Annotated in this window: 22 protein-coding genes and 1 pseudogene; 18 read left to right on the top strand and 5 right to left on the bottom strand. The window is 36.1% G+C overall.

The genetic code is table 11. From position 1 onward, the window contains the following. The first annotated feature begins 286 nt into the window (after positions 1 to 286). From ACGLYD_RS08735 to ACGLYD_RS08710, 6 genes and pseudogenes are all read left to right on the top strand, one after another. Entirely contained in the window at positions 287 to 628 is a 342-nt protein-coding gene (locus ACGLYD_RS08735) for a hypothetical protein (RefSeq protein ID WP_338656584.1), read from the top strand. A 123-nt stretch (positions 629 to 751) separates the two neighbouring features. After that, positions 752 to 1,837: pseudogene (locus tag ACGLYD_RS08730) on the top strand (IS3 family transposase). A gap of 555 nt (positions 1,838 to 2,392) precedes the next feature. Further along, the gene (locus ACGLYD_RS08725; protein WP_399632465.1) at positions 2,393 to 3,025 is read left to right on the top strand and encodes a histidine phosphatase family protein; all 633 of its coding nucleotides are present in this window, start codon (positions 2,393 to 2,395) and stop codon (positions 3,023 to 3,025) included. Positions 3,026 to 3,126: 101 nt separating this feature from the next. Further along, entirely contained in the window at positions 3,127 to 3,357 is a 231-nt protein-coding gene (locus ACGLYD_RS08720) for a DUF3953 domain-containing protein (protein ID WP_399632462.1), read from the top strand. A gap of 123 nt (positions 3,358 to 3,480) precedes the next feature. Further along, the gene (locus tag ACGLYD_RS08715; protein ID WP_399632459.1) at positions 3,481 to 3,876 is read left to right on the top strand and encodes a nucleoside 2-deoxyribosyltransferase; all 396 of its coding nucleotides are present in this window, start codon (positions 3,481 to 3,483) and stop codon (positions 3,874 to 3,876) included. Positions 3,877 to 5,022: 1,146 nt separating this feature from the next. Then, positions 5,023 to 5,607 (top strand): GNAT family N-acetyltransferase, encoded by a 585-nt coding sequence (locus ACGLYD_RS08710; protein ID WP_399632457.1) that lies wholly within the window; start codon positions 5,023 to 5,025, stop codon positions 5,605 to 5,607. Positions 5,608 to 5,807: 200 nt separating this feature from the next. Here the strand turns inward: ACGLYD_RS08710 and ACGLYD_RS08705 are convergent, their stop codons facing one another. Then, entirely contained in the window at positions 5,808 to 7,019 is a 1,212-nt protein-coding gene (locus tag ACGLYD_RS08705) for an IS110 family transposase (protein WP_399632455.1), read from the bottom strand. Positions 7,020 to 7,457: 438 nt separating this feature from the next. Here ACGLYD_RS08705 and ACGLYD_RS08700 point away from each other — a divergent pair, with 438 nt between their 5' ends. From ACGLYD_RS08700 to ACGLYD_RS08670, 7 genes are all read left to right on the top strand, one after another. Next, entirely contained in the window at positions 7,458 to 8,174 is a 717-nt protein-coding gene (locus ACGLYD_RS08700; RefSeq protein ID WP_399632452.1) for an alpha/beta fold hydrolase, read from the top strand. Positions 8,175 to 9,142: 968 nt separating this feature from the next. Then, the gene (locus tag ACGLYD_RS08695) at positions 9,143 to 9,529 is read left to right on the top strand and encodes a hypothetical protein (protein ID WP_399632450.1); all 387 of its coding nucleotides are present in this window, start codon (positions 9,143 to 9,145) and stop codon (positions 9,527 to 9,529) included. 81 nt (positions 9,530 to 9,610) lie between these two features. Then, positions 9,611 to 9,847 carry a hypothetical protein gene (locus ACGLYD_RS08690; RefSeq protein WP_399632447.1) on the top strand — a complete coding sequence of 79 codons (237 nt, stop codon included), beginning with the start codon at positions 9,611 to 9,613 and terminating at the stop codon, positions 9,845 to 9,847. A 1,496-nt stretch (positions 9,848 to 11,343) separates the two neighbouring features. Further along, the gene (locus tag ACGLYD_RS08685) at positions 11,344 to 11,562 is read left to right on the top strand and encodes a hypothetical protein (protein WP_067209539.1); all 219 of its coding nucleotides are present in this window, start codon (positions 11,344 to 11,346) and stop codon (positions 11,560 to 11,562) included. A 127-nt stretch (positions 11,563 to 11,689) separates the two neighbouring features. After that, positions 11,690 to 12,016, top strand: coding sequence for a MazG-like protein (locus tag ACGLYD_RS08680; protein WP_399632443.1), 327 nt, complete (start codon positions 11,690 to 11,692; stop codon positions 12,014 to 12,016). Positions 12,017 to 12,587: 571 nt separating this feature from the next. Next, positions 12,588 to 12,944, top strand: coding sequence for a hypothetical protein (locus ACGLYD_RS08675; RefSeq protein ID WP_399632440.1), 357 nt, complete (start codon positions 12,588 to 12,590; stop codon positions 12,942 to 12,944). 139 nt (positions 12,945 to 13,083) lie between these two features. Further along, positions 13,084 to 13,521, top strand: coding sequence for a GNAT family N-acetyltransferase (locus ACGLYD_RS08670; RefSeq protein ID WP_399632437.1), 438 nt, complete (start codon positions 13,084 to 13,086; stop codon positions 13,519 to 13,521). 378 nt (positions 13,522 to 13,899) lie between these two features. Here ACGLYD_RS08670 and ACGLYD_RS08665 read toward each other — a convergent pair whose 3' ends face one another. Further along, positions 13,900 to 14,535, bottom strand: a complete 636-nt coding sequence (locus tag ACGLYD_RS08665) for a pentapeptide repeat-containing protein (protein WP_399632435.1) — start codon at positions 14,533 to 14,535, stop codon at positions 13,900 to 13,902. Positions 14,536 to 15,142: 607 nt separating this feature from the next. On the opposite strand from ACGLYD_RS08665, the gene ACGLYD_RS08660 reads away from it, so the two are divergent. Both ACGLYD_RS08660 and ACGLYD_RS08655 read left to right on the top strand, forming a co-directional pair. Continuing rightward, positions 15,143 to 15,385: a hypothetical protein gene (locus ACGLYD_RS08660; RefSeq protein WP_338656599.1), complete on the top strand. Its 243-nt coding sequence runs from the start codon at positions 15,143 to 15,145 to the stop codon at positions 15,383 to 15,385. Positions 15,386 to 15,476: 91 nt separating this feature from the next. Continuing rightward, positions 15,477 to 15,719 (top strand): hypothetical protein, encoded by a 243-nt coding sequence (locus ACGLYD_RS08655; protein ID WP_338656601.1) that lies wholly within the window; start codon positions 15,477 to 15,479, stop codon positions 15,717 to 15,719. 352 nt (positions 15,720 to 16,071) lie between these two features. On the opposite strand, the gene ACGLYD_RS08650 is transcribed toward ACGLYD_RS08655, so the two are convergent. Then, a complete protein-coding gene (locus ACGLYD_RS08650; RefSeq protein WP_399632431.1) occupies positions 16,072 to 16,689 on the bottom strand; it encodes a cupin domain-containing protein in 618 nt (205 codons plus the stop codon). 178 nt (positions 16,690 to 16,867) lie between these two features. Then, positions 16,868 to 17,107 (bottom strand): hypothetical protein, encoded by a 240-nt coding sequence (locus ACGLYD_RS08645; protein ID WP_399632428.1) that lies wholly within the window; start codon positions 17,105 to 17,107, stop codon positions 16,868 to 16,870. Between the two features lie 378 nt (positions 17,108 to 17,485). Here ACGLYD_RS08645 and ACGLYD_RS08640 point away from each other — a divergent pair, with 378 nt between their 5' ends. Both ACGLYD_RS08640 and ACGLYD_RS08635 read left to right on the top strand, forming a co-directional pair. After that, a complete protein-coding gene (locus ACGLYD_RS08640) occupies positions 17,486 to 17,728 on the top strand; it encodes a hypothetical protein (RefSeq protein WP_338656604.1) in 243 nt (80 codons plus the stop codon). A 662-nt stretch (positions 17,729 to 18,390) separates the two neighbouring features. After that, positions 18,391 to 19,590 carry an MFS transporter gene (locus tag ACGLYD_RS08635; protein WP_340742146.1) on the top strand — a complete coding sequence of 400 codons (1,200 nt, stop codon included), beginning with the start codon at positions 18,391 to 18,393 and terminating at the stop codon, positions 19,588 to 19,590. Positions 19,591 to 19,719: 129 nt separating this feature from the next. Here the strand turns inward: ACGLYD_RS08635 and ACGLYD_RS08630 are convergent, their stop codons facing one another. Next, positions 19,720 to 20,589, bottom strand: a complete 870-nt coding sequence (locus tag ACGLYD_RS08630; protein WP_399632425.1) for a LysR family transcriptional regulator — start codon at positions 20,587 to 20,589, stop codon at positions 19,720 to 19,722. A 117-nt stretch (positions 20,590 to 20,706) separates the two neighbouring features. On the opposite strand from ACGLYD_RS08630, the gene ACGLYD_RS08625 reads away from it, so the two are divergent. Next, positions 20,707 to 21,855, top strand: coding sequence for a CynX/NimT family MFS transporter (locus ACGLYD_RS08625; protein WP_399632423.1), 1,149 nt, complete (start codon positions 20,707 to 20,709; stop codon positions 21,853 to 21,855). Positions 21,856 to 22,578 lie beyond the last annotated feature (723 nt).

Genomic DNA, 22,578 nt, shown 5'->3' with positions numbered 1-22,578 from the left:
ATAAGTGCTACCCTTATTGGGTGCAACATTATGTTATGCACCGTGGACGTTGGAGTCAGACTAACGGATAGGGCTCTACGGCATCATAGTTCATCGACCTTCTTCGCCAGCCGTCCTAATCTATACTCGTACTGCACACACTTTCATTCTCTGTAGTGTAGCGCTGATTTTGCGCTACATGTATGGCTAACGGGGCAGGTTACTTGAAGAGTTTTTTATAATTTGTGTTCAACAATCGGACCAGGTTGTTGAACAACGCCAATCAATCTACTTTTAGGAGTTTATTATGAAAAAAATTAATTTCCCTATAATTTTTAATTTAATAGTTCTTTTATATTTATTTGCAACTTTTTTTCTTCAATATGAATTTTTATTTATAACTCGTATTGTTTTAATTGTTTTTACAATAGTATTTTTAGTGATTCAAATAAAAAAAGAGTATTTTTTGGTAAATAAAATGATATTTATTATTTTTAGCGTGATTATTATAATTGCTTTAATAGTAAGTATACTATTCGATAATACTTCAGCGAATAGCCTGACAAATAATAGGTTTTTTTTAATCCCTGTATTTGTTTTTACTCTTGTTGGTATTATGTATAAAGATTTATATGATAATAACAAATAATAAAAAGCTCCTTTTAGTTCAACCGTAAACGGCACTGACCTAGAAATATGAGACAAATAAAAACACCTTTCGTTGAAAAACGGGTATTGATACCCTAACTAGACAACGTGGAGGTGTTTTTTTATGGGAACAAGAGTGAGCTATCCAGTAGAAGTGAAAATGAAGACAATTGAGATGCGTTTGGCCGGAATACCCGTGAAAGAGGTATTAGCGACGTTAACTATTCGGAACCACTCTCAATTAAAGACATGGATGAAATTGTATCGTGAGGGTCAATTACACCGCCTAGAACAACCAGTTGGAAAACAATATGCCTTCGGCAAAGGTCCTGAGTACGAAACGGAGACAGCTAAATTACAAGTAGAAAATCGTTATTTAAAACAACAGATTGAGGTCTTAAAAAAGTACGCAGAGTTGGAGAGGACGTGGTTCCCAAAATAGTCGTGCAGCTTGTCGAGGAATTAAGCGAAATTATGCCAATCACGGAAATTTGTAAGCATCTGGGTGTACCTCGTTCAACCTATTACCGTTGGAAAAAGGAAAGTGGAATTGAAACAAAGAAGGACAAGCATCTTACAAAGTGAACAAGTAATTTGTGAGAAAACAGTCCAAGATGTGATGCGAAAATACGGGTGGCAATGTCGTGTGAAAGTGAAGAAACGTAAGCGTACTGGACAGCTAGCTTATATTGCGCCGAATTTATTAGCACGTAATTTTAGATCGGAGAAACCGTTTGAGAAGCTGGTCACAGATATTACTTACTTGCCTTTTGGTCAATCCATGTTATATCTTTCAAGTATTATTGATTTGTTTAATAGCGAGGTCATTGCCGAAACGATTGGGCAAACGAAAGATACACAATTTGTCTTAGATACACTCAAGCAGTTGCCAGACTTGCCAGAGGGCTGTATCTTGCATAGTGATCAAGGTTCGGTTTACACGTCGTATGCCTATCAACACGCAGTGAAAGAAAAAGGAATTACCATGAGCATGTCCCGCAAAGGCACGCCCGCTGATAATTCCCGAATTGAGACGTTTCACTCCTCACTAAAGTCTGAAACGTTCTATCTCGACGAAATTCACCGGACAACAAATGCATATGTCATCCAAATCGTCGAAGACTACATTGATTATTATAACAATATCCGTATTCAAACGAAATTAAACAGCCAGTCGCCGGTAAAATACCGTCAACTGGCTGCACTATAAGGTGTTTTCTTACTGTCTCAAAAACGACAGTCAGTGCCAACTGAAAGGGGCTTTTGTTATAATAAGAGACTGTTAGTTGAAGAAAAATAAAGCTAATTAGCATTCTTGTTTCTATATTCGTTATTCCATAATAGTGTGCAATTGTTTAATAAGTGTCTCTGTTCTTCTTAAACTCACATGAAAATTAAAGAACTATCAAAATCAATAAAATAGCATAACAAAAAAGACTGAGCCTACAAAATGATTATATTAAGTTGAAAGTTAGTCAGTAACCAACTCCATTCTTCATAGAATAAAGGCAGGCTGGTGCAATAACCAGAGTAGGACTAATCTCCCGTGAGTCCTATTCGTATAGAGTGCGACAGTCTGTGATGCACCGGGATCATGGGGGTCAGACTAACGGATGCTTTAGTTTAAGATCGAGAGGTCTTAGTTAGCTTTTTTTCTTGTTGAACTAACGAAGCAGTTTAGCTTAATAAGATATTAAAATATTGATATAATTCTACAAGTGAGGATAATTTGAAATAAATTAATTTTTAGGGGAGGGAAGTCTGAATGAGCAACATTATCTTGATACAGCATTGTCAATCAGAACACCATATAAATAACATGTCAGGAGGATGGACAGATACACCTTTAACAGATTTAGGGAGAAAACAAGCAAAACTTATAGGGGACAAATTAAAAGAGGAAATAGTAGATAATAACGAATATGCTTTTTATTCATCTGATTTATTAAGAGCAGCACAAACAGCAGAAATAATTGGCAATCAGATAAACTTAAAAGTCATCAAAAATAAAGGACTTCGTGAAATAAATACTGGTGTTGCAGCAGGAAAAACAAAGGATTGGGCAAGAGAAAATAGAATACCAAGGAAAAATAGTGGATTTGATTTAGATTATCAAGAATTTAAAGATGGAGAGACATGGAGAGAGTTTTATAGTCGTGTTTGTAGTTGCATGGATAGGATATATGAAATGGAAAAGGGGGGAAATTTATTGATTGTCACACATGGTGGTACTTTGGGTTATATTATGGCTTGGTGGATGAAATTTGAACCTAAAAGGATTGTTAACGCATACTTTTCTTCATCAGTAGGAGGTATTACAGTTCTAAGTCAAAATAGTTTTCAGCAGAATGTTTTAAATAAGTTTAATGATACCTCTCATTTTCCTTTATTGAACTAACGCAGCATGTTAGTTCAATAAGGAATTCCATTTTTATAATAAAAAAAGAGTTCGAAATAATATGATTAAACAAGAAATTGTACAGGGACTTAATAGGGGAGATGGAAATATTGAAAATATTAAAAGTTATCTTATCAGTTATTGTTATAGCATTAGCAGGTTATGGTCTAATTACTAAAAACTTTGAGTTTATGCCATATATGATGTTGTTCTTAGGTGTGTTTATGTTGGTTACGGGGATTTCAGAACTACAAGCAAAAAAGAAAACAAGTGCGATATCTTTTATCCTTGCAGCAGCATTTTTATTTTTTGTTGCCATTTACACTTTTTAAGCTAACGGATGCTTTAGTTAAACAAGTGGCTGCCTGTAAGGGTAGTTTTTCTTATTGAACTAACGACGCAGTCTAGTTGAATAGGGGGGAGTAAGATATATGATAATAAAAAGGAGAGAAATTATGAAATTTTATATTGCATCTAGCTTAAAAAATATAGACCAGGTTAGATATGTTAGTAAAAGGTTAAAAAATAAAGGGTTTATCCATACATATGACTGGACTGTAAATGAGAACGTAACAACATTGGAAAAACTAAAGGCAATAGGTCAAAAGGAGAAAAATGCTGTAATAGAAGCTGATTTTGTTGTAGTTTTATTACCAGCTGGAAAAGGAAGCCATATTGAACTAGGTATTGCTATTGGAAATGACAAACAAGTTTACCTTTACTCACCGAACAAAGAAGTAGATAACATTGAAACAACCAGTACATTTTATCATTTAACTGAAATCGAAAAGTGCTTTGGAAGCATAGATGAGTTAGTAGATATTATAGACTTAAAATCAAAAAAATTTTAAGCTAACGAATGCTTTAGTGTAACAACAGTAATTCTTTTCTTATTGTGCTAACGGGGCAGGATACTAAAAAAAGAGGGGAGTTGTATAAATGCCAACTTGTCAGAATTATGGTCGGAAATGGAGTTGGAAAGACGCCATCACTCAGGTATTTAGAATCAAGTTGAGATGTGCTTATTGTGAAGGTGTCCAGTATTTATCTGCAAAATAAAGGGTTCGTGCTTCTCTTTTATATCTTCCAGTCCTTATAATTCAATTCTTTTTATTAACTTCGCATCTGTCCTATTCTAGTATTACAGGAATCGATGTTATTTTACTGGCTTTAGCAACTGTCCATATGCCATTCATTTATTAATTATGCAATGAAGAAGAACCTCGCTGGAAGAACTTTTCAATTCATTGTTATTACATTAAAGAAAAGCTGCTTAAGTGGAAAATCATCGAGTTGCTAAAGCATCTCCTTTTTTTCTTGAACTCCCATGAAAATTAAAAAACGCTCAGAATCAATAAAACAGCATAACAAAAAAAGCTCGGAAAAAGTTTTTTTGAAAAAAGGCTGAGCCTTTAGAATGATTATATGAAGTTAAAAGGTAAATCAAAAACCAACTTCATTCCTCTTAGAATAAAGGCAAGGCTGGTGCAATAACCAGAGTAGGATTAATCTCCCATGAGTGCTACTCGTATAGAGTGCGACAGTCTGTGATGCACCGTGGTCGTTGGAGTCAGACTAACGGATGGGCTCTATGACACTATAGTTCATCGACCTTCTTCGCCAGCCATAGTATCCAATACCCGTTCTGCATACATATTTTCATCCTCTGAGATGTAGCGTTGATTTTGCGCAACATGTATGGCTAACGGGTCAGTTTAGTTGAAGAGTGTTGTTTAACTTGCGTTTAACAATCGGGCCAGATTATTAGAATTTTGAAACGAAGTTAGATAATTCATAAGAAAGTGATATAATTGTTAGGACGAATTGGTTTCTTCAATAAACGGGCCAATTTTGTTGAGGATCACAGTTTTATAGTATTTTTCGAAATTAGGAATATATTGTGAAGAAATGTACTTAAAGTAAAGGAGCAGTTTAGTTAAATTACATAATAATTAATGTGGGTAAAAGTTAAATAGAATTAATGGAGTGTGAATGGAATGGTATATCTAGCTGATAAACCACTAATAGTAGGGAAGAAAGTTGTTCTCAGACCCTTTAAGGATGAAGACTTTCCTTTTATAGTGGAATGTTTAAAGGATTCGGAAGTATTAAAACTAACAGGAAGCAGTTCGGATTTTGATAGGGAATCAATTCTCCATTGGTACAACACAAGAAATGGACAAACCGATCGCTTGGATCTTGCTATTGTTGACCAATCCCAGGACTTCTTAGTGGGAGAGGTGGTGGTCAATTTATACGATGAAAAAAATCATAGTATGAATTTTAGGATACTTATTGGGCCGAGGGGAAGGAATCAAGGATTAGGAACGGAAGCAACTCGACTCATAATTGATTATGTATTTAAAAACACTACATTGAATCAACTAACTTTAAGTGTTTTTGACTTCAATCCAAGGGCAAAGTATGTTTATGAAAAGGTTGGCTTTGTAATATATAGCATTGATGAAAACGACCTAGAATTCGAAGGTGAATGGATTGACTCTATTAATATGAATTTAACGAGAGAGAATTGGTTAAACAGAGAAAAAATGCTTATTGAATTAAAAGGTGCGTTAATTTAACAATCGGCTGCCTTTACAGGGCAGCTTTTCTTACGATTAGTCAAGTATCTTAGATAACTTTTCTCATTTCCTCTGAAGAAATTTTTTCATGAACATTCATGCATTATGAGGATTTTGATTGTTGATCCACACCAAATAAGCCTAATGACTTTTCGTTTTTTCACAAGGCTTGAATATGTTAAAATGATGCTACGGCTATACTAGGGGGCTAACCTGTAGTCGTAGTTTTGATTATGTGTTACAAGAAAGAAAATCGTCTTTAACAACTTGTTCACGCATGCGATGGAGGCAACCTTATGACATTTATTGTAGGGTTGCGCTTTTAATTTATCGTAATACTCCACGATATGATTTCCACCGAATCGTCGCTGTTTAATCATGTTCTGAACGTTTAGATACATGATTTTACGCAAGTGCTTATTCCCACGTTTATTGATTTTATCTCTCGCTAAAAATTTCCCTAATTGGTATCGTCTAATATCGATACCTGCATATGCGTTTAGCTGTCTGTTGTTGTCAAACCTACGAATGTCGCCAATTTCCGCTATGATTCGGACGGCCGTGTTCGCTCCAATAGCAGGGAGACTACGTAAAATTTCATATTCTTTAAGTTCCTCGGCAAGGGACTCCATTTTGTCGATGCATTGATTCTTCTGAAGAAGGAGCTCTTGATATCGTTTTGCATATACACTTACTTGATCACACAGTACATCAGTTGAAGAGGCGGCTGGGTAAGATTGTTTTGCTGCCTTGAGTAGTTCAACTGCCTTTTCCTCCGCTTTTTTAACGGACAATCGTTTATTTGTATTGGCAAGTATCCGATTTTTAATGACCGTCTTTGATTGATTTATGACAAGATCTGGATGCGGATATAATTGTACTACGTTCAGGAATAGCTCGGATTTGGTTGTGAATATCTTCTCGAGCTCAGGAAAGGTTTCCTGAATGACCTTATGCATTCGGCTCCGGGCGACGCTCAATTCATCGTCCAATTCACTGTAATGCCTAGACATTCGTTTCAGTTGTCTGTAAACATCATCCGACACTGTTTCAATCCGTCTTTCGGTCGTAAAGTGTGTGAGTGCCAATTGATGTGCATCACTTCGATCCGTTTTGTGCATACGCAAAGAATCGCATTGGAGTTTTGCTTCCAAGGGATTTAAAAGACAATACCTGTATTTGTTCTCTATCATAAAACGTTCCAGAGGCCTTGAGTAGACACCTGACGCTTCAAATACGATGTGAGGATGCTCTCCATATCCGTCAATTAAGTCATCGATCAAAACTTTGAGTTCGATGAACTCGGGACGATTGTGCTCGATTTCTTTCTCCAACTCACACTTCTTCAGCGCGTTATAAACGACCATATAGCTCTTTCCCATACTGACATCAAATGCGATGGCGTGTTTCATATTCACCCTCCTTGTGTGTTTTAAAGACCTCACCTTCACCTTATCGATTCCCATTTCTTATACACGATCTCGATGGATCCAACATACTTAAACCTGATTCAAATAAGGGGAGTGAAGTAGGTCGGTTTTTTATACGGATTCAAGACCCCAAAGCTGCCACGACCTATTCTTCACCTCTACTATATAAAAAAATAGTAGTGCTAACCAATGCCTTGGTCTGCACTACTGATCTTAGTATGTTTCTTATTGAGTAATGGAGTTAACTACTTCTGTGAACTGGCGTTATGTTAACCTGGTGTGTATGGACTATACAAGCTCGTTCAGTGATCGAATTCCTTGTTTAACTAACTGGCAAGTTAGTTAAACAAGCAGGTGTTATTAAAAGACTGGCGAAGTAGACATAATTAAACGATATAAACTTGGAAAGTAGGCATGATTTTGCTATTACATACTGAAGTTTTTGGAGTAGGGGAACCAATTGTATTTCTTCATACTGGTTTACAAACTAGTTTAACTGATTTTGAATATCAGAGAGAATATTTTAAACACAACTTTAAAGTTATTCTTCCCGATTTAAGGGGACACGGTAAGTCAATTGAAAATAATTTATCGAATTTCTTTGAAGATTCTGCAATGGATATGGAAGAAACACTAAATAAATTAGATGTGAAATCTACTCATCTAGTTGGTTGTTCATTAGGTGCTTTAGTTGGATTATGCTTCGCTAAAAAATTCCCTCATAAAGTTAAAAGTTTAACTATTTCTGGATTATTATCTGAAAAACCAGAAAACTGGATCGAAATGCACAAAAAAGATGTAGAATCTCAAGCTCTATTATTACAAAATGAAGATGTAGTTAATTACTTTGATAAATTACATAGTTCTGATTGGAAACAATTCTTATATATGGGACAAAATGAACATTGGTATCCATTTCACGAGACAAAAGACTTGGATGGTATTAATTCGCCAGTTTTATATATGGTTGGTGAAGGAAATAAAGGTGAAACCAAGGGGGCTATCTTGTACCCGTTATTAAAGGAGGACGTTCACGTGTCTATCATTCCCTTTGCCTCGCACCTAGTACATTCTGAACAGCCAGAAATATATACAAAAGTATTAGATGCTTTTATAAAAAAGGTTGAGAAAGAATAGTTTTTCTTATTCAACTCCCATGAAAATTAAAAAACGCTCAAGATCATAAATCTGCATAACAAAAAAAGACTGAGCCCTGAAAAGGATAAAATTGAATTTTAAACACCAAACTTCGCGAAAATGACAACACTAAAGGTGACGCTGCTCAATATTTTATAAATAAGAGTGCATCGTCTAGTTCCTGACTCAGATTATTTGTTGGATTAGGAGACTTCTGGTTCAGTGATTGTAACGTTGTACCCTAAGTTTTCGAGCCTTCGAACAGAATACCGTACAATGGATTTTGTTTTTGTTTGTCGAAATAATCTTAGCCTAAGTCTATATACATTTCTTTGCGTGTTAAGAGATAATAGGCGATCCTCATTTAGAAGTAATTAAAAAAGCACTTAAACCAAATGGCTATTTTGGTTTGGTGTGCTTCAATACAGATGGTGCATTAGATACTTCTGATTGGGAAGTTTATAGAGCGGGTAGTTTAAATAAAGGTATAGGTTATACAGAAAAGAGACTTAAAGAAGTATTCGCAAAGGACTTTGACATCCTTAATTTCAGGAGAATGAAAAAGATTACTCAACCAAGTGATTTTTCGGAGAAGAGTTTTTGTGGACAAGCTTAATGCAAATGAAATAGTTTTTGAAATAACCGGGAGCGTTAGTTAAACAAAAAGAGATCGTCTATTGACGGTCTTACATTTGCTTGCTAGACGAACGTTTATTCGGTATAATGAATCAGGACAGGGAACGAATGTACGTAATCGGTTAATTAAGTCAGTTGAATATGACGAATCCCTAGATATGGATATACATGGCTGCAGACGAATCTAATCAGCAAACGAAGAATCAATGTACTGCAGGTCGCTGAGATATCATTCCGTGCCTAGTGTTTCTACGTAACCCCAATCAGAAATTTACACTTGATAACGTGCTGGCGCTTGTTCCCATCGTATATAAAGAAAGAATGGTGATCTAATGCCGTTAATCCCAGGAGAAGCATTACCGTATTTCGAGAATATGATTTATTTACCGATGATTATAAGTATCTTGGAGAGAGACCGAGAAGTGATTGAAACAAGCTCATTCAAGTTGAAAGGACCTTACACCTATATCGTTGAAAGTGCGTTAAAGACCGTTCGAGCTGAATTGGCAGAAACGAATAATTATGCACGAAGAAAAAACATGAAGTTAATTAAAATGGGAAAATATGGAGCGTTCACCGAGTATGCATTTATTCATGGCGGCTATGAGGACAAGAGACGCTACTTGAATATACGGCTACGTAACAGGACGGAAGAATTGATTGGTATTTATTTTGCAATGGTAGAAAATCAAGGCATAAGGGGAGTTGCTACAACGTGATTGATCAGAGCGCTGAAGAGTTGGCCATATCACTGATGTTTAGGGAACACCTAGCGGAATTAAGAGACTGGTACAGAAAGAATGATGAAAATGGTAGCACTTCCAAAACCACCGAAATCAAAGGCTGCAGCGGTAGGCCCAAAACTAATAGGAACAGATGTTCTTGAAATTGGCGGGAGAATTGGTGAATCAATAGAATTCGCCGTAGAAGTTGGAATTATGATATTTGCCCATAAGCGGTATGAATCATTTACAGGAGTCGTTAAAGATATAGAAAATCAGCGAGGTTTTTCGGTTTATGCAAAATTATGGAATTAACGTCTCGAACCAGTACAACGAGTTGATTATAGACGTAGCAAGCAACACTTATGCGGATATAAAAGAATGTGAAAATGGTAGTTGTATTTAATCTTTGTCGTCAGATTGGCAAGGGTTTAGAAAAGAAACAAGCTAATAGGTTGGTAGAAAAACTCAATAAATACTTTCATACTGAATTAAGCGGAGAGGACTTACATTTGATATATTTGGAACTCTGTTATAGGTCTAAGTTTGAAGATTTTAAAGACTTTATAAAACGCGGATTCCCTATTGAAGAACTAAGAAGGTAACACACAGTACAAACAAAGCGCATATAAAAAAAAGCCGATTAGGTTTAATCAGCTTTTGGTTTCTTGATTTTTATTATTTGGTAGATGTCATATAAAATCCTAACTGAGAATATAGAGACTGCTAACGCTTTCATCAGTATACTTCCGTTTTGGAGGAATAGAATTACATATATCAATACAAGTAAAAGGAAAATATTTATAACTTTGTTAGTTACCTCTGATATAAACAAGTAGAACACCAACTTTCTAAATATAAGCTTCGCTGGCCTCTGCCTTATGAATAGACCGAACGAAGGAACGAAGGAATGTGGGTACATGATGCCAAGAGACTTGGAAGGGTACGTCGACATAAGAAAACGCAGAGATCCAATGTGCATAACATATTGGATTAAAACCAGTTATTAGAACTGGTTTCGGCGAAGCGTATTACCATACTTGCAATTTTTAACACAAATTACATTATGTGTTTCTAGGACGGTTGAAAAATATTTTTTGGCACTCTGAAAAATGGTGATAACCGTTGGTGCATCAACATTTATAGGGGGAGTTATCTAATTTACGTATGTAAAACCAATAAGTTTCAAATGTTTCAATAATAATTGAGTCACGGTACGAACATTAAATGTAGGAAAAGAGACAAATCACTCTGTCTTTTTATCGTTAAATTTGTTTGGAATTTCTTTAAGTATAGTAATTCGTTCTTTTTGGACATTGATAAAACTGATAACGAACCAGATAATAACCAAATAAATAATGAAAATAAATATCGGAGTGAAAGACCCTATTGGATATCCCTCCCTTTTTAACTCGTTAAGGAGTATGACATAAAGTCAATTAAAGGTGAGTGATCAGTACAAAGAAGCAACGAATGGGAGAACCAAGTGACAGGTGAAAGTAGTGAATAAAATACTTGAATTGTTTGGTGGTATTGGTGCTCCAAGAAAGGCATTGATCAATCTAAGAATCAACCATAAATCTATTGATTATAAAGTGGTATTCGTATAAATATGGGCGAATAAAGAACAATGCTCTGTTCTTATTCAACTGGCGGGACTGATTCGTTAAATAAGATCCCTTCCATCTGTTTGATTGTGTGTCAGCTCATGTTATAATGAGGAGCTTAGGATAATTACGACTTTAACTCATAATTGAACGGATGCCCCAAAAAAGCCTCCGCCTATGGATAAAATATGGAGGTGTAAGAGAATGATTAAACGATGGACGATCGATAAAATTAGAGAATTTGTTGAGAAAAATTCGGAAAGTAAGTTGTTAACGACTGAATATCTCGGTTTTTCTCAAAAGTTACAATTTAAATGTGCATGTGGTAGCAACTTTGAAAAAACATTTACGAAATTTAATAATAATAACCAACGTAAATGTGACGTGTGCCAACCGCCAAAAGCGTCACGCAGCGTAGAGTGAATAAATGAAGTGCTGATTTCTATTAAAGAGAAATTGGCGCTATTTTTATTTTATGGGAGTAAGATAGATGCCCTTATCAAAATACAAACAGATGAACCATACATGTCTATAAAAGAAAGGAAGCAAAATGAAAGATATGAATTTTAGTGAAGCCGTTGAACGTTCTATACAAATAAGAAAAACCTACCATAATTTGGAGCGACAGTATCATGAAAAAGAATGGACAGTAGAAGAAGATGCGTTAGCTTTCCTGACAGATGCTGGTTTGGTAGGTCGTCTAACAATGTCTCAACAGGGGCGTTGGCCAACAAATGGAGAAACTGAATCTGAACTTGAACATAAGCTTGGTGAATGTATGTGGTGGCTGATTAATTTGGCTGACCGCACGGATATTGATATTAGTGAAGCATTGGAAAAATTCTTAACCAAAACCGAAAAGAAAATAGGGGATTGAGCTAATAAGCTTATTGATAATAGCGCATAACCAAAAAAGCTGAGCTATAAGAATGATAATATGGAATGGATAGGTAAATGAAAAATCATCCCCATACATCCACCCACCCTAGAATATAGGCAAGGCTGTTGCAGTAACCAGAGTAGGATTGATCTCCCGTAAGTGCTGCCAATATTGGGTACGACAGTCTGTGATGCACTGTGGTCGTTGGAGCCAGGGCTTCTCTGCCCATCATAGTAGATCGACCCAATACCCGTTCAGCACACATTTTCATCCTCTATGGTGCAGCTCTGGCCTTGCGCTATATGTATTGTTAGCAGGCGCATTAGTCGAACAACAGGAGATTGTCTATTGACAGTCTTTAATATGGACAATCCGAGAACACTGTTGTGTCAACGTTGCCTAGTTATCCATAAGAAGGTTAAATAAGTACAAAGCCAAAGCGACCTGTCCACAAATTGAAATTGTGGCTGGGTCGCTTTTTTACGTTAAGCAAAAAGTTGCGTAATATCAAACCAAAAAGAGGACTTCCTCACTGTAAGTCGAATTACAAGTGTGGGGGAAGATGTAAATGCGTTACGATAGAAACAACTTAATCGTATTAATGAAAAGTGACCTTGCAAATTATCCTTGTCGAAAATATAATGATGAATCATTAACTAATAACGAATTATCAAAAAAGGATAAACAAATTATTGATAGTAGTAAATATAAAAAATGTAATGGGTGTGGTGGTAATATGTCTGCAGAAGAAAAAGAAAGAGAGAGATTAAAGGCAAAAGAACAACAGAAAAATCCAGGTAGCACTTTAAATAATACGTGGGCACAAGCAACCACAGGTGCACCAAGTGGTAGCTGTTTAATAAATATTATTTCATTCATTATGATTATAGTATTTGTGTTTTTAATTAGGGCTTGTTCAAATTAATACTTATTCAACTTACTGGAGCATCAGTTGGAAAAAGGATAAAATCTTTAAGAATAGCCGATTCATCTTCAATAAGTAAGGTAGACGAAAAACTATGTTAGATTCAATTCGGCGAAAAATTGGAAAGGAGTTTCCACTTATGGATACGTTAACAATTAAAGAACTTCAATCACGCAATGAAATTATTGAAGCATTTCCTGTTATGAAGCAGTTACGAACTCACTTGGATGAAAATACTTATCTTGAAATAGTAATTGCTGCGCAAGAGAATGATAGATATAAAATGTTCGCTTTACTAGATGGTGGTGAAATTGTTGCAGTTACTGGTTTGAAGCCGATGATAACACTTTCTAGTGGCAGATTTATTTGGATTTGTGACTTGGTTACAGATACTACTATACGTTCAAAAGGATACGGTGAAAAACTATTTACATATGTTCATGAATGGGCAAAAGAAAATAATTATGAAAGTGTTTCTTTATCTTCAGGATTACAGCGTACAGATGCACACCGTTTTTATGAGGATAAAATGAAGTATGCCAAAACTAGTTATGTGTTTAAAACAACTTTAAAATAAATATGATATTTCACTAATGGATGTAATAGTTGAACAAGAGAAGATTGTCTATTGACGGTCTTCTCTTGTTTGTTCGGAATAAGAGCATTCATTCTGTGCGTTTGGTGAAAAGAGGAAACTAGTGTGCATAATAAATGTGCTACAGGTTGGAGAAGTATCATTCATTGTTAATTGTTTTCTATGCAAAACCAATTAAAGGGGCCTTACATCAATCTTATAGAAGAAACATCTTACGTTTTTGTATGATATTCAGTGGTGTGCCATTATAAAAATTCCTCTTATTGTTAGTCAGCTAACGACTATGATGAATGGGATTTTATAATGGCCATTTTTTGTCTAAGTTTAGTTGGCAAAGTTAATTATATAACTAGAATAAATTCAATCAGTAACTATCAAGCCTAATAGAGAAGCAAATTGAATTGCTTGGAAAGAACTCACTTTGCAGCCTTTAAGATCTGCTAGAGATACTGTAAGTGATTCAAAAGTAGAATTACTAATATCGATTCCTTTAAGTGGTGTCTTTTCAAAGTTTGCACTGTTTATGTTGCATAATCTAAATTCGACGTTTTTAAATATACAATCATAAAAATCAGAGCTTACTAATGATGTGTCTAGAAATTTAACTTTTTCTAGTTTTGAATTTCCGAATGAGGCTAAGTTCAGTGAAGAATTATCAAACTCAACATTGCCAAATCGAGACTCTGTAAAATCCAGACCTAATAATTTACAATTTTTAAATACCGTCCTATGTATAGAAGAACTACTCAAGTTAGCATTTGAAAAATCGCAGTTATCAAAAATAACATCAGTAATGTCGATATTACTAAAATTAGTATTGTTAAACTTACAATTTTTTAAAGTCATTTTAGATAATCGCACTCTATGCAACACTTCATTAGCAAAAAAGGAATCATTAATTATACATAATTCAAGTTCTGGATCTTCTTGGTAAAAAATATCTTGGAAATTGATTGTAGGTAAATCGTTTGGTATTCTTGGTGAATCGATTTTCATTTAACTACCTCTCTCAAATATAAATTTTGTGCATTTGTTTAAGGAAAGAACTTCATCCCTTGAATAGCAACTCTAAGCTATTATTGATTATTATAAAAGACTATATTTTTAAGGGAATCTGTGTGCAACGTTAGGAGCTTTTCTTAAATTAACGGCGAGATTCAGTTAAATACGCGAAGTTTCTCCAACGCTAACTTATCAACATCAAGAAAATAAAGTATTCATTTCACTTTAATTTTTGTTATCGATGGATACTCAGAATAGAAAGTTATGGGTATTTGGGCAAGATGTGTCTGAAGATGATGGTAGAAAATTAAAAGACCTGCGAGCGAAAAGACAGAACTCAATGCAATCATTAAGGGGGAACCTGAATTACTATGTCACCATAGTCAAGGTGATATGATTTTCAGCTTTAATCAATTCTATAAAATATCTTGGTTTGATTCTATTTCTACAACAAACGAACACCTAGGTTGAGAGGTGTATTTTTTATGACCAATCTGAATCCTTTTATTAGGATTGATATTCCTTTTTTTGTCGGATATTATAGTATTTAAGCATTAAGGTGTTAGAGTGTTAAAGTATTAGATATATGAGGAGTGGTTTTATGAGTGGGGCTGTCAAAGTTTATGCTATTACTGAATTTGGACTGGGAGCTAGAGGGAGCAGTGAAGGAATTGTTGATTTTCAAACTGCGCAATTGATGATGGATGCGGACATTGTTAGGATAAGCAATAAATGCTACCGAGTAAAATACAAAGAGGTTACAGAATGTGGGAAAATAAATTTTTATTCTGAAGAAATTATCAGAAAAAGTTTTACGGAATTGAAATTAAGTGAAATCGAGTAATACTATAACGTTCGTCCATCACTGGCTATTATTTATTTAAAGGATTCCTTCCTCATTTGTCGAATGGTAGAAGGAAGAGGAGGGATTACATATGACTAATGAAGAAAGAAATAAATTATCAGATATACTATTACAAAGTCTTTATGATTATCATTTCGCTAATAATGGAGGAAGTTATAAATTACCCAAAGCAATGATAAATGCAGACGTAAACAGCAAACTGGCTATTGAATACCTAATCGAAAAGGAATATGCCATAGACAGTGGGCAAGGGTCAGATAATCTAGTATTAGCAATAACAACGCAAGGGATGGACTATATAAAAAACAAATAACTGTATGCATTAATCGATTAACAAGAACGTCTATCCGGGCGTTCTTTTTTATTTACCCATAAATAGAGAAAAGGGGAGTGAGGAGACAAGTGGAGGGGAAGAACATGCAGGATATAGTACAGGCCCCGGAAAAGAGGATTATCAGTCTGGAGTAGAACTATTAAGAAGTTCAACGTGAAGTGAAAAAATGACCGACACAATCGTCAGCAGCTCGATTCGTTGTCAGTGAGAAGGTTAAATTGAACAAAGCTAGAGCGACCCGTCCACAGATTAGTGAGGAGGTCGCCAATTCGAACATCAAGTAAAGTAATGAATGGGATGGACGCGTTCAAAGAGAAAGAACGATAAATTGTTATTTTTGATAAGTATATGGACACATTTGGTCGGCGTATTGCTCTACAGAATGTGGGACTGGATATGAGGTGGTTTCTTTCACTCTGTTACAGTCCTTTGGGGGTCCGATAAATGTAGAAGGCTCAACGGGAGCAATTGCTTTTTTCCATTGACTCTCATCCATACAATAGGTATGTACCATAATATTCGAAGGCGTTAATTTTAAGAGGTCAGACCCTAGAATTACTTCCGGAGTTGGTGCATCAAAAATACCTAAAAAATGAGTGTTATTAGCAGTAGCTACTATATAGTGCCACCATCCTTGCGGCACGTTTGCAACTTGCCCAGGGGTAATAGGATAATTTTGGATTTCTTTTGTAAAAGGATTCAGAAATGAAACAGTACAAGCTCCAGAAATACAATAAACAAGCTCTGCAGCATGTTGATGGTAATGTGGCTCGATGACATTGCCAGCGCTAAGAAAGATATCAAGTAATGACACATTTTCTAATGTGTTTAATTGCTTGATACCTAACACATTAATAAAATTTTGATTGTCTTTTTTGAAAATCGGACTGTCATTTACGTCAAAAGTGAACTGAGTTGCTGGTGAAGTGTAATCAATATTCGAACTCATAAGTACATCCTTCCTTATATGATGTCAAATATGCATTGGTAGCATACTTTTACAGGATATGTATGAATCCACTTTAGTGTGAAGGGTCATTTACTTTCTTGCGCTGATACATGTGCGGTCCGATAAACAGTGGACACATTATGTGAAATAAAAAAAGCCATTAAAAATAGAAATAGACTTAATCGTCTATTTCCTTCTGCATCGCTGCCCATTGTGCTTTATGTTTAGATTTTGGGATGCCATGATACTGTTCATAGCAGCACATTCTACAAGAACAATGGACTTTTCCTTTGCTAAATGTCCCACGCACGGGCATGGACTCGCCTTCTCGTTGCAGAGCATCTTTTAGAATTGCCCATTTTCTTTGAATGATTCTCTCTCGCTGATGGCGAGTATAGGCTTTGGAACGGTTTTTCATTTGGATCAGCTCCCTTGGAGAAACCCGAGCTTGCAAGGCACGTCAAGGGGTGTTGCAGCACGCCCTACAAGCTGGGTATTGAGCTGATCAACTGTATTAATATAATCATGGCTTTAGTTCCTTTCATTATGTATTAAATGATAGTACCACAGAGGCAATCGAAACACATTATGAAAACTGTTTAATACGCAGTTTGAACATTAAGCGAAAGAGCAATATATGAATCCGATAAACTTAATAGCAAACATATCAAACGCATATCGCGCACGTATTTCCGAGTGAGGATAATACGGATATCATGCCTAAATTGATTGAAACAACAAAAGTAAGTGAATAATAAAAGTACATTATTGTTGTTCCAAGAAATGAGGGTATGGTATGAGTGAGAAATTGACGGGAGAGGAAGAATGTGTGAATATAACTTATTATTTCACGGTGATATTCACAGCAATTGGAACCGTTTTAGTCTTCTATTTTTTGTACCAAAAAGTAGGGAGGGTAGATCTTTTTATTATTTTACTTTCAACCTCTGCAGGCGGTATACCTATAGGGTTCATTGGTGCATTTATTGATTATAAGGTTTCAGCATATAAGTTTGAAAAGAGAAGTTATGAGCAATGAAAAAAGTCCGAATTCCTCTCGTATAACACTGGGAGGGGATTGGTAATGGCGGAATTGATAATAGAGTTTGCTATAGTGGATAAGTACTCCGGTTAGCTATACACACATGGCACTATTCGCAACACTACCCTCATAACGTGATAGAATGTAAACTAGACACTCTATTGAATGTTTGGTTATTTTGTGTTTTCACTGGGATATGTGATTGTAGCACCACACACTAATTATTATTTTAAATCTACGGTTTGCTATGCTAGACAGAAAGCTCGAATTATAAAAAATAGCGAACCACTTGGGTACGCATGACAAAGAGCCGTCTATGAAGATTTATTTAATTGTAAGACGGCTTATTTTATTTAGTGTTACATGCCACTTTAGTGTGAAAAGATACTCTCCATTACAGTGTTGTCCCAGCAGTTTTCTCTTCTTGACATGCTTGGAATAAAGCCAAGTTTCTTTGATTGTTTATGGTGTTGAAGTGATGTAAAGACAGTTCCTTGATCAATATGGAGAAGAAAACCTTCCATCCTAGATAGGATAATTAGAGTTCTTGCATAGACTAGACTATACCCTACTTTGTCCGTTTTAGGGGGATGACCAGAGTTTCCCTCAGCAATGAACGCCCAGAGCTATTTGTTTTACTGAAAGAAAGGAACGAGTAAATGTCTAAAAAAGTAACTAAACAAAACGCATTTCTTATTATTTTCGCGATTTTTGCGATATCCATTAACATGAGGCCAGCTATCACTTCCATTGGGCCCATGCTTGAAACAATTCGTGAGCAGTTGACGTTATCTAATGCACAGGTGAGTCTATTGACGGCGGTACCTGTCATTTGTATGGGCGTTTTTGCCTCAATGGCACCGGTGTTGAACCGGAAATTTGGATTGAAGTATACAATCTATGCAATGCTTATACTAATTGGACTAATGACCGCTTTACGCGGGTTCATTTCCAGTTTTTTAATTCTAATCGGAACAGCCTTCCTTATAGGTATCGCTATTGCAGTAATCGGGCCACTCCTTTCCGCAATGATCAAGCAGTATTTCCCGGACCGCGCTGCATCTGTTATCGGAATTTATTCATTCGGGATGGGGGTCGGGTCTGCAGCTAGTGCAGGACTGACGGCTGTATTTTTTGATAGAACAGGATCCTACTTGTTTGCACTTAGTATTTGGTCCATGCTAGCACTTCTCGGTCTAGTTGCCTGGTTTTTAGCAATGAGAGGGAACATGGAAGTACGTCAACTCGATTCCGTTGTCGTAAAGGGGAAACAGAAAAAGGTGAGATCCCCATGGAAAACACGGAAGGCATGGCTATTCTTACTATTTTTCGGTTTGCAGTCATCTGCATTCTTTTCAATTATTACTTGGCTCGCGCCAATTGCAATTTCTTCCGGAATGACATTGCTGCAGGCGGGAACTCTCCTTAGCATTATGACGACGGTCCAAATCTTTTTAAACATTCTCCTACCTTTGCTGATGGAGCGTTTTCCAGCACGAAAGTTTTGGCTTATGCTAATGCTTATTGCGGGGATGCTCGCAGTTGCGCTGTTCTGGACAGGGATCCATCCACTCATGTGGGCAGGCGCATTCATCATGGGGATACCACTTGGCGGTTTATTCCCCATAGCACTTCTTTTACCACTTGACGAGACAAAGACAGCTGAGGAAGCAAGTTCTTGGACTGCAATGATGCAAACAGGCGGTTTCATCATAGGGGGATTATTGCCTCTTCTGATTGCAGTTGTTTATGACGGGACGGCGAACCATCATTATACGTTCGGCATTATCATGTTACTGTATGTGATGATGCTCATCCTGACGTTTATGATTGGCGATAAAAAAATGCGTGAAGAATAATGAAGTAAATAGAGTGAAAACCCCACAGAGAAATATGTTCTTTGTGGGGTTTATTCAATTTAAGAGCTTTTAGAATAGAACTATTTTTACACTTCAGCTATAAATAAACATTTAAATGGTATTTTTACATTAAAAAAAGGTTTCCATTCGGTTCAAGAATGCTTTTGCAGATTGACTTAAATATTTATCAGTACGATAAAACATCTCTAAGTTCCTAGTAGGGGAATCCTTGATTGGAATAGCACGGATACCGAGTGATTGGAAACTTTCAATTAGTTGACTAGGTTGAATAGTAGCCCCAATCCCTGCTTTTACAAGTTGAAACAAAGATGTGGCTGATCCTGTTTCCATCAGGGCATCGATAGCAATTTTTTGACTTAAACACCAAGTCTCAATCAAATCACGTCCAGAGAATCCCTTCGGATACATAACTAAAGGCAGATTTACCAAGTCAGCCGGCAAGATAATACCTTTGTCTGCTAATTCATGATCTTTAGTAACGAAAAGACTATACGATTCGGTATGAAAAGGGATGCGATTTAAACGACTGTCTGGTTGAATCGCTAGCCCAAAACCAATATCAACTTCATTTTCTAACACCTTATTTAAAATATCAATAGATGGAATCACTTGCACTTTAGTATTTGGAAATTCTTTGTGAAAATCGATTAGTAATGCTGTTAATCGATAATCAAGATCGGATGGTAATACTGCTACACGTAAGTGACCGGTATTCAGATTTGTAAGATCTTCTATAGCATTTTTTGCGTTTTCTAGTTGTTGAACAATTTGCAATGCGTAGTGCTCAAGGAGATTACCTGCTTCGGTCTTAACGGTTTTTTTTCCAAGGCGATCGAACAGAGGTAGGCCTAATTCATCTTCCAATACCCGTATTTGCTGGCTTAGGGTTGGTTGTGAAATACCTAGTTTGTAGGCAGCTTCAGTAAAATGAAGTTCTTTGCATAACATAAGGAAATAGTGTAACTGCCTGATTTCCATTTAACATGCTCCTTTTATGATTGCTTACAGCTATGGTTTGTATAGAAAAAATAGTATTGAACTATTATAAGCGCAAATATACAATGAATGCAATGCTTAATGAAGGAGATGTTTCACATGCGTTTTGTTTATCTTGTGATGATTATATTTTTTGTTTCATTAAATTTAAGACCGTCGATTACTTCTGTTGGGCCTTTACTTGATATCATCCAAACGGATTTAGGTATGAGCGGGGTGACAGCTAGTTTACTAACCGCACTACCGGTTTTTTGTATGGGGCTATTTTCCATATTGGCCATTAAGTTAAATAAGCGTTTGGGAATGGAGAAGTCTCTGCTTATAGCAATGACTTTGATATTCGTTGCTACATTCCTTCGTATGTTCATTCATAATAGCTTTTTGTTGTTTGCGACAGCTTTATTCTCGGGGATTGGAATAGGGATTGCTGGACCATTAATTACAGGATTTATAAAAAAATACTTTCCCAACAATCATGGTTTAATGGGGGTTTATTCCGTGTCAATGGTGATTGGTGCAGCGGTTGCATCCAGTCTTTCTGTGCCTACATACCAGAGGATGAATGAATCTTGGCAACACGCATTAGGTTTCTGGAGTATATTAGCGGTTCCTGCATTTTTACTACTTATTCCACTTCTAAAAAAAGCAGAAAAGAGTACAGATACCCTGCCTATTTCAGCTTTGTTTGTAAAAAATAAAAGGGTGACATTATTCATGTTGTTTTTTGGATGCATGGCGGCTATCTTTTATTCGCTAACAGCTTGGTTAGCACCAATCGTACAATCAATGGGTTTCAGCTATTCTCAATCCGGTTTGATTCTGACTCTATTTACAGTAATCCAAATTCCCATAAGCTTTTTACTACCTATACTCGTTAGCAAAACGGGTAATAGAAAAGTTTGGTTACTAGTCTGTAGTTTTTCAGAAATAGTAGGGATTTTGATTTTACTGCTAAATTACTCTCCGTGGATAGCTACAGTTTTCCTTGGTATTGGGGCTGGTGGTTTGTTTCCTTTGGCACTACTTCTACCTATTCAAGAGGCCAAAAATATTGAAGAAACAGTGTCTTGGTCTGCGATGATGCAATTTGGTGGTTATCTACTCGGGGCCCTCGGTCCTGCATTTATTGGATTAACAATTGATGTTTTTGATAACTTTGTTCCAGCATTGGGAGGACTATTGATCATTTTATGTGTAATGCTTTTCACAATCTTAAAAATAGGGAACAATGAACAATCGATTCATTGATTTGGCACTGTGAAAATTTAATGTTGTTTTTTAATTGGGTGTTTAATATTTTCTAATACTTAAAGCAAAGCAGGATGATTGTCAAGACACTTTGTTACAACCCCGTTAAAACATTGTATCCACCCTTGAGCCTACGATAATAATTATTAACGCACGTCTGTTGATTAACCATTTTCTTGCATAAATAACAAGTAAGAAAAGGCTTGAAAACCTCCATTTTTACTGGATCATTTCCGGTTCGCTTACGGCACACCCTTTTCGATCATCTTATTGTGAATAAGTACCTATCGCAAACCTACACTGTTTAAGTGAAAAGTGCAGCTGCTTTAGAAGTAAAGAATAGCTACCTTTTTCAAAAGGTATCAGTGCCCGAAGATGCAATTTCGGGCACCCTGGTACATTGTACAGGCTGTTCTTTAGTAAGGTATATGACACTATAGAAAGTGACACTTCCTAAAATAAGAAAAGAAAAGACCATAAAGAAAGTTTCAGCCGCCAAAATTGTATCTTTGGCGGCTTTTAACCAATTAGGAACCCCTCTATTCCCTCGTTCCCAAAAGCATTAGCACTTCGTGTACCTTTGCCTTTGGAGAGCGACGGATGAACGACCACCAGACGATTACTGAAGAAAATGTATAGGAATGCGGCGAAGTCGCATTCCTATACATAAAAATAGCTCAGTTATGTATAGAAGTTGTTCAATCCAAAGTTAGCCAGAAGCAA

Source organism: Sporosarcina sp. SG10008 (assembly GCF_044569405.1).
GTDB lineage: Bacteria > Bacillota > Bacilli > Bacillales_A > Planococcaceae > Sporosarcina > Sporosarcina psychrophila.
This window is presented reverse-complemented; position numbering and strand designations above follow the sequence as displayed.

Excerpts from the sequence above, each read along its gene's own strand:
- ACGLYD_RS08725 (WP_399632465.1), top strand. The coding sequence starts at position 2,393 with ATGAGCAACATTATCTTGATACAGCATTGTCAATCAGAACACCATATA.
- ACGLYD_RS08675 (WP_399632440.1), top strand. The coding sequence starts at position 12,588 with ATGCGTTACGATAGAAACAACTTAATCGTATTAATGAAAAGTGACCTT.
- ACGLYD_RS08715 (WP_399632459.1), top strand. The coding sequence starts at position 3,481 with ATGAAATTTTATATTGCATCTAGCTTAAAAAATATAGACCAGGTTAGA.
- ACGLYD_RS08710 (WP_399632457.1), top strand. The coding sequence starts at position 5,023 with ATGGTATATCTAGCTGATAAACCACTAATAGTAGGGAAGAAAGTTGTT.
- ACGLYD_RS08660 (WP_338656599.1), top strand. The coding sequence starts at position 15,143 with ATGAGTGGGGCTGTCAAAGTTTATGCTATTACTGAATTTGGACTGGGA.
- ACGLYD_RS08640 (WP_338656604.1), top strand. The coding sequence starts at position 17,486 with ATGAGTGAGAAATTGACGGGAGAGGAAGAATGTGTGAATATAACTTAT.
- ACGLYD_RS08635 (WP_340742146.1), top strand. The coding sequence starts at position 18,391 with ATGTCTAAAAAAGTAACTAAACAAAACGCATTTCTTATTATTTTCGCG.
- ACGLYD_RS08690 (WP_399632447.1), top strand. The coding sequence starts at position 9,611 with ATGATGAAAATGGTAGCACTTCCAAAACCACCGAAATCAAAGGCTGCA.
- ACGLYD_RS08665 (WP_399632435.1), bottom strand. The coding sequence starts at position 14,535 with ATGAAAATCGATTCACCAAGAATACCAAACGATTTACCTACAATCAAT.
- ACGLYD_RS08655 (WP_338656601.1), top strand. The coding sequence starts at position 15,477 with ATGACTAATGAAGAAAGAAATAAATTATCAGATATACTATTACAAAGT.
- ACGLYD_RS08735 (WP_338656584.1), top strand. The coding sequence starts at position 287 with ATGAAAAAAATTAATTTCCCTATAATTTTTAATTTAATAGTTCTTTTA.
- ACGLYD_RS08670 (WP_399632437.1), top strand. The coding sequence starts at position 13,084 with ATGGATACGTTAACAATTAAAGAACTTCAATCACGCAATGAAATTATT.
- ACGLYD_RS08720 (WP_399632462.1), top strand. The coding sequence starts at position 3,127 with ATGGAAATATTGAAAATATTAAAAGTTATCTTATCAGTTATTGTTATA.
- ACGLYD_RS08625 (WP_399632423.1), top strand. The coding sequence starts at position 20,707 with ATGCGTTTTGTTTATCTTGTGATGATTATATTTTTTGTTTCATTAAAT.
- ACGLYD_RS08680 (WP_399632443.1), top strand. The coding sequence starts at position 11,690 with ATGAAAGATATGAATTTTAGTGAAGCCGTTGAACGTTCTATACAAATA.
- ACGLYD_RS08705 (WP_399632455.1), bottom strand. The coding sequence starts at position 7,019 with ATGAAACACGCCATCGCATTTGATGTCAGTATGGGAAAGAGCTATATG.
- ACGLYD_RS08650 (WP_399632431.1), bottom strand. The coding sequence starts at position 16,689 with ATGAGTTCGAATATTGATTACACTTCACCAGCAACTCAGTTCACTTTT.
- ACGLYD_RS08685 (WP_067209539.1), top strand. The coding sequence starts at position 11,344 with ATGATTAAACGATGGACGATCGATAAAATTAGAGAATTTGTTGAGAAA.
- ACGLYD_RS08645 (WP_399632428.1), bottom strand. The coding sequence starts at position 17,107 with ATGAAAAACCGTTCCAAAGCCTATACTCGCCATCAGCGAGAGAGAATC.
- ACGLYD_RS08630 (WP_399632425.1), bottom strand. The coding sequence starts at position 20,589 with ATGGAAATCAGGCAGTTACACTATTTCCTTATGTTATGCAAAGAACTT.
- ACGLYD_RS08695 (WP_399632450.1), top strand. The coding sequence starts at position 9,143 with ATGCCGTTAATCCCAGGAGAAGCATTACCGTATTTCGAGAATATGATT.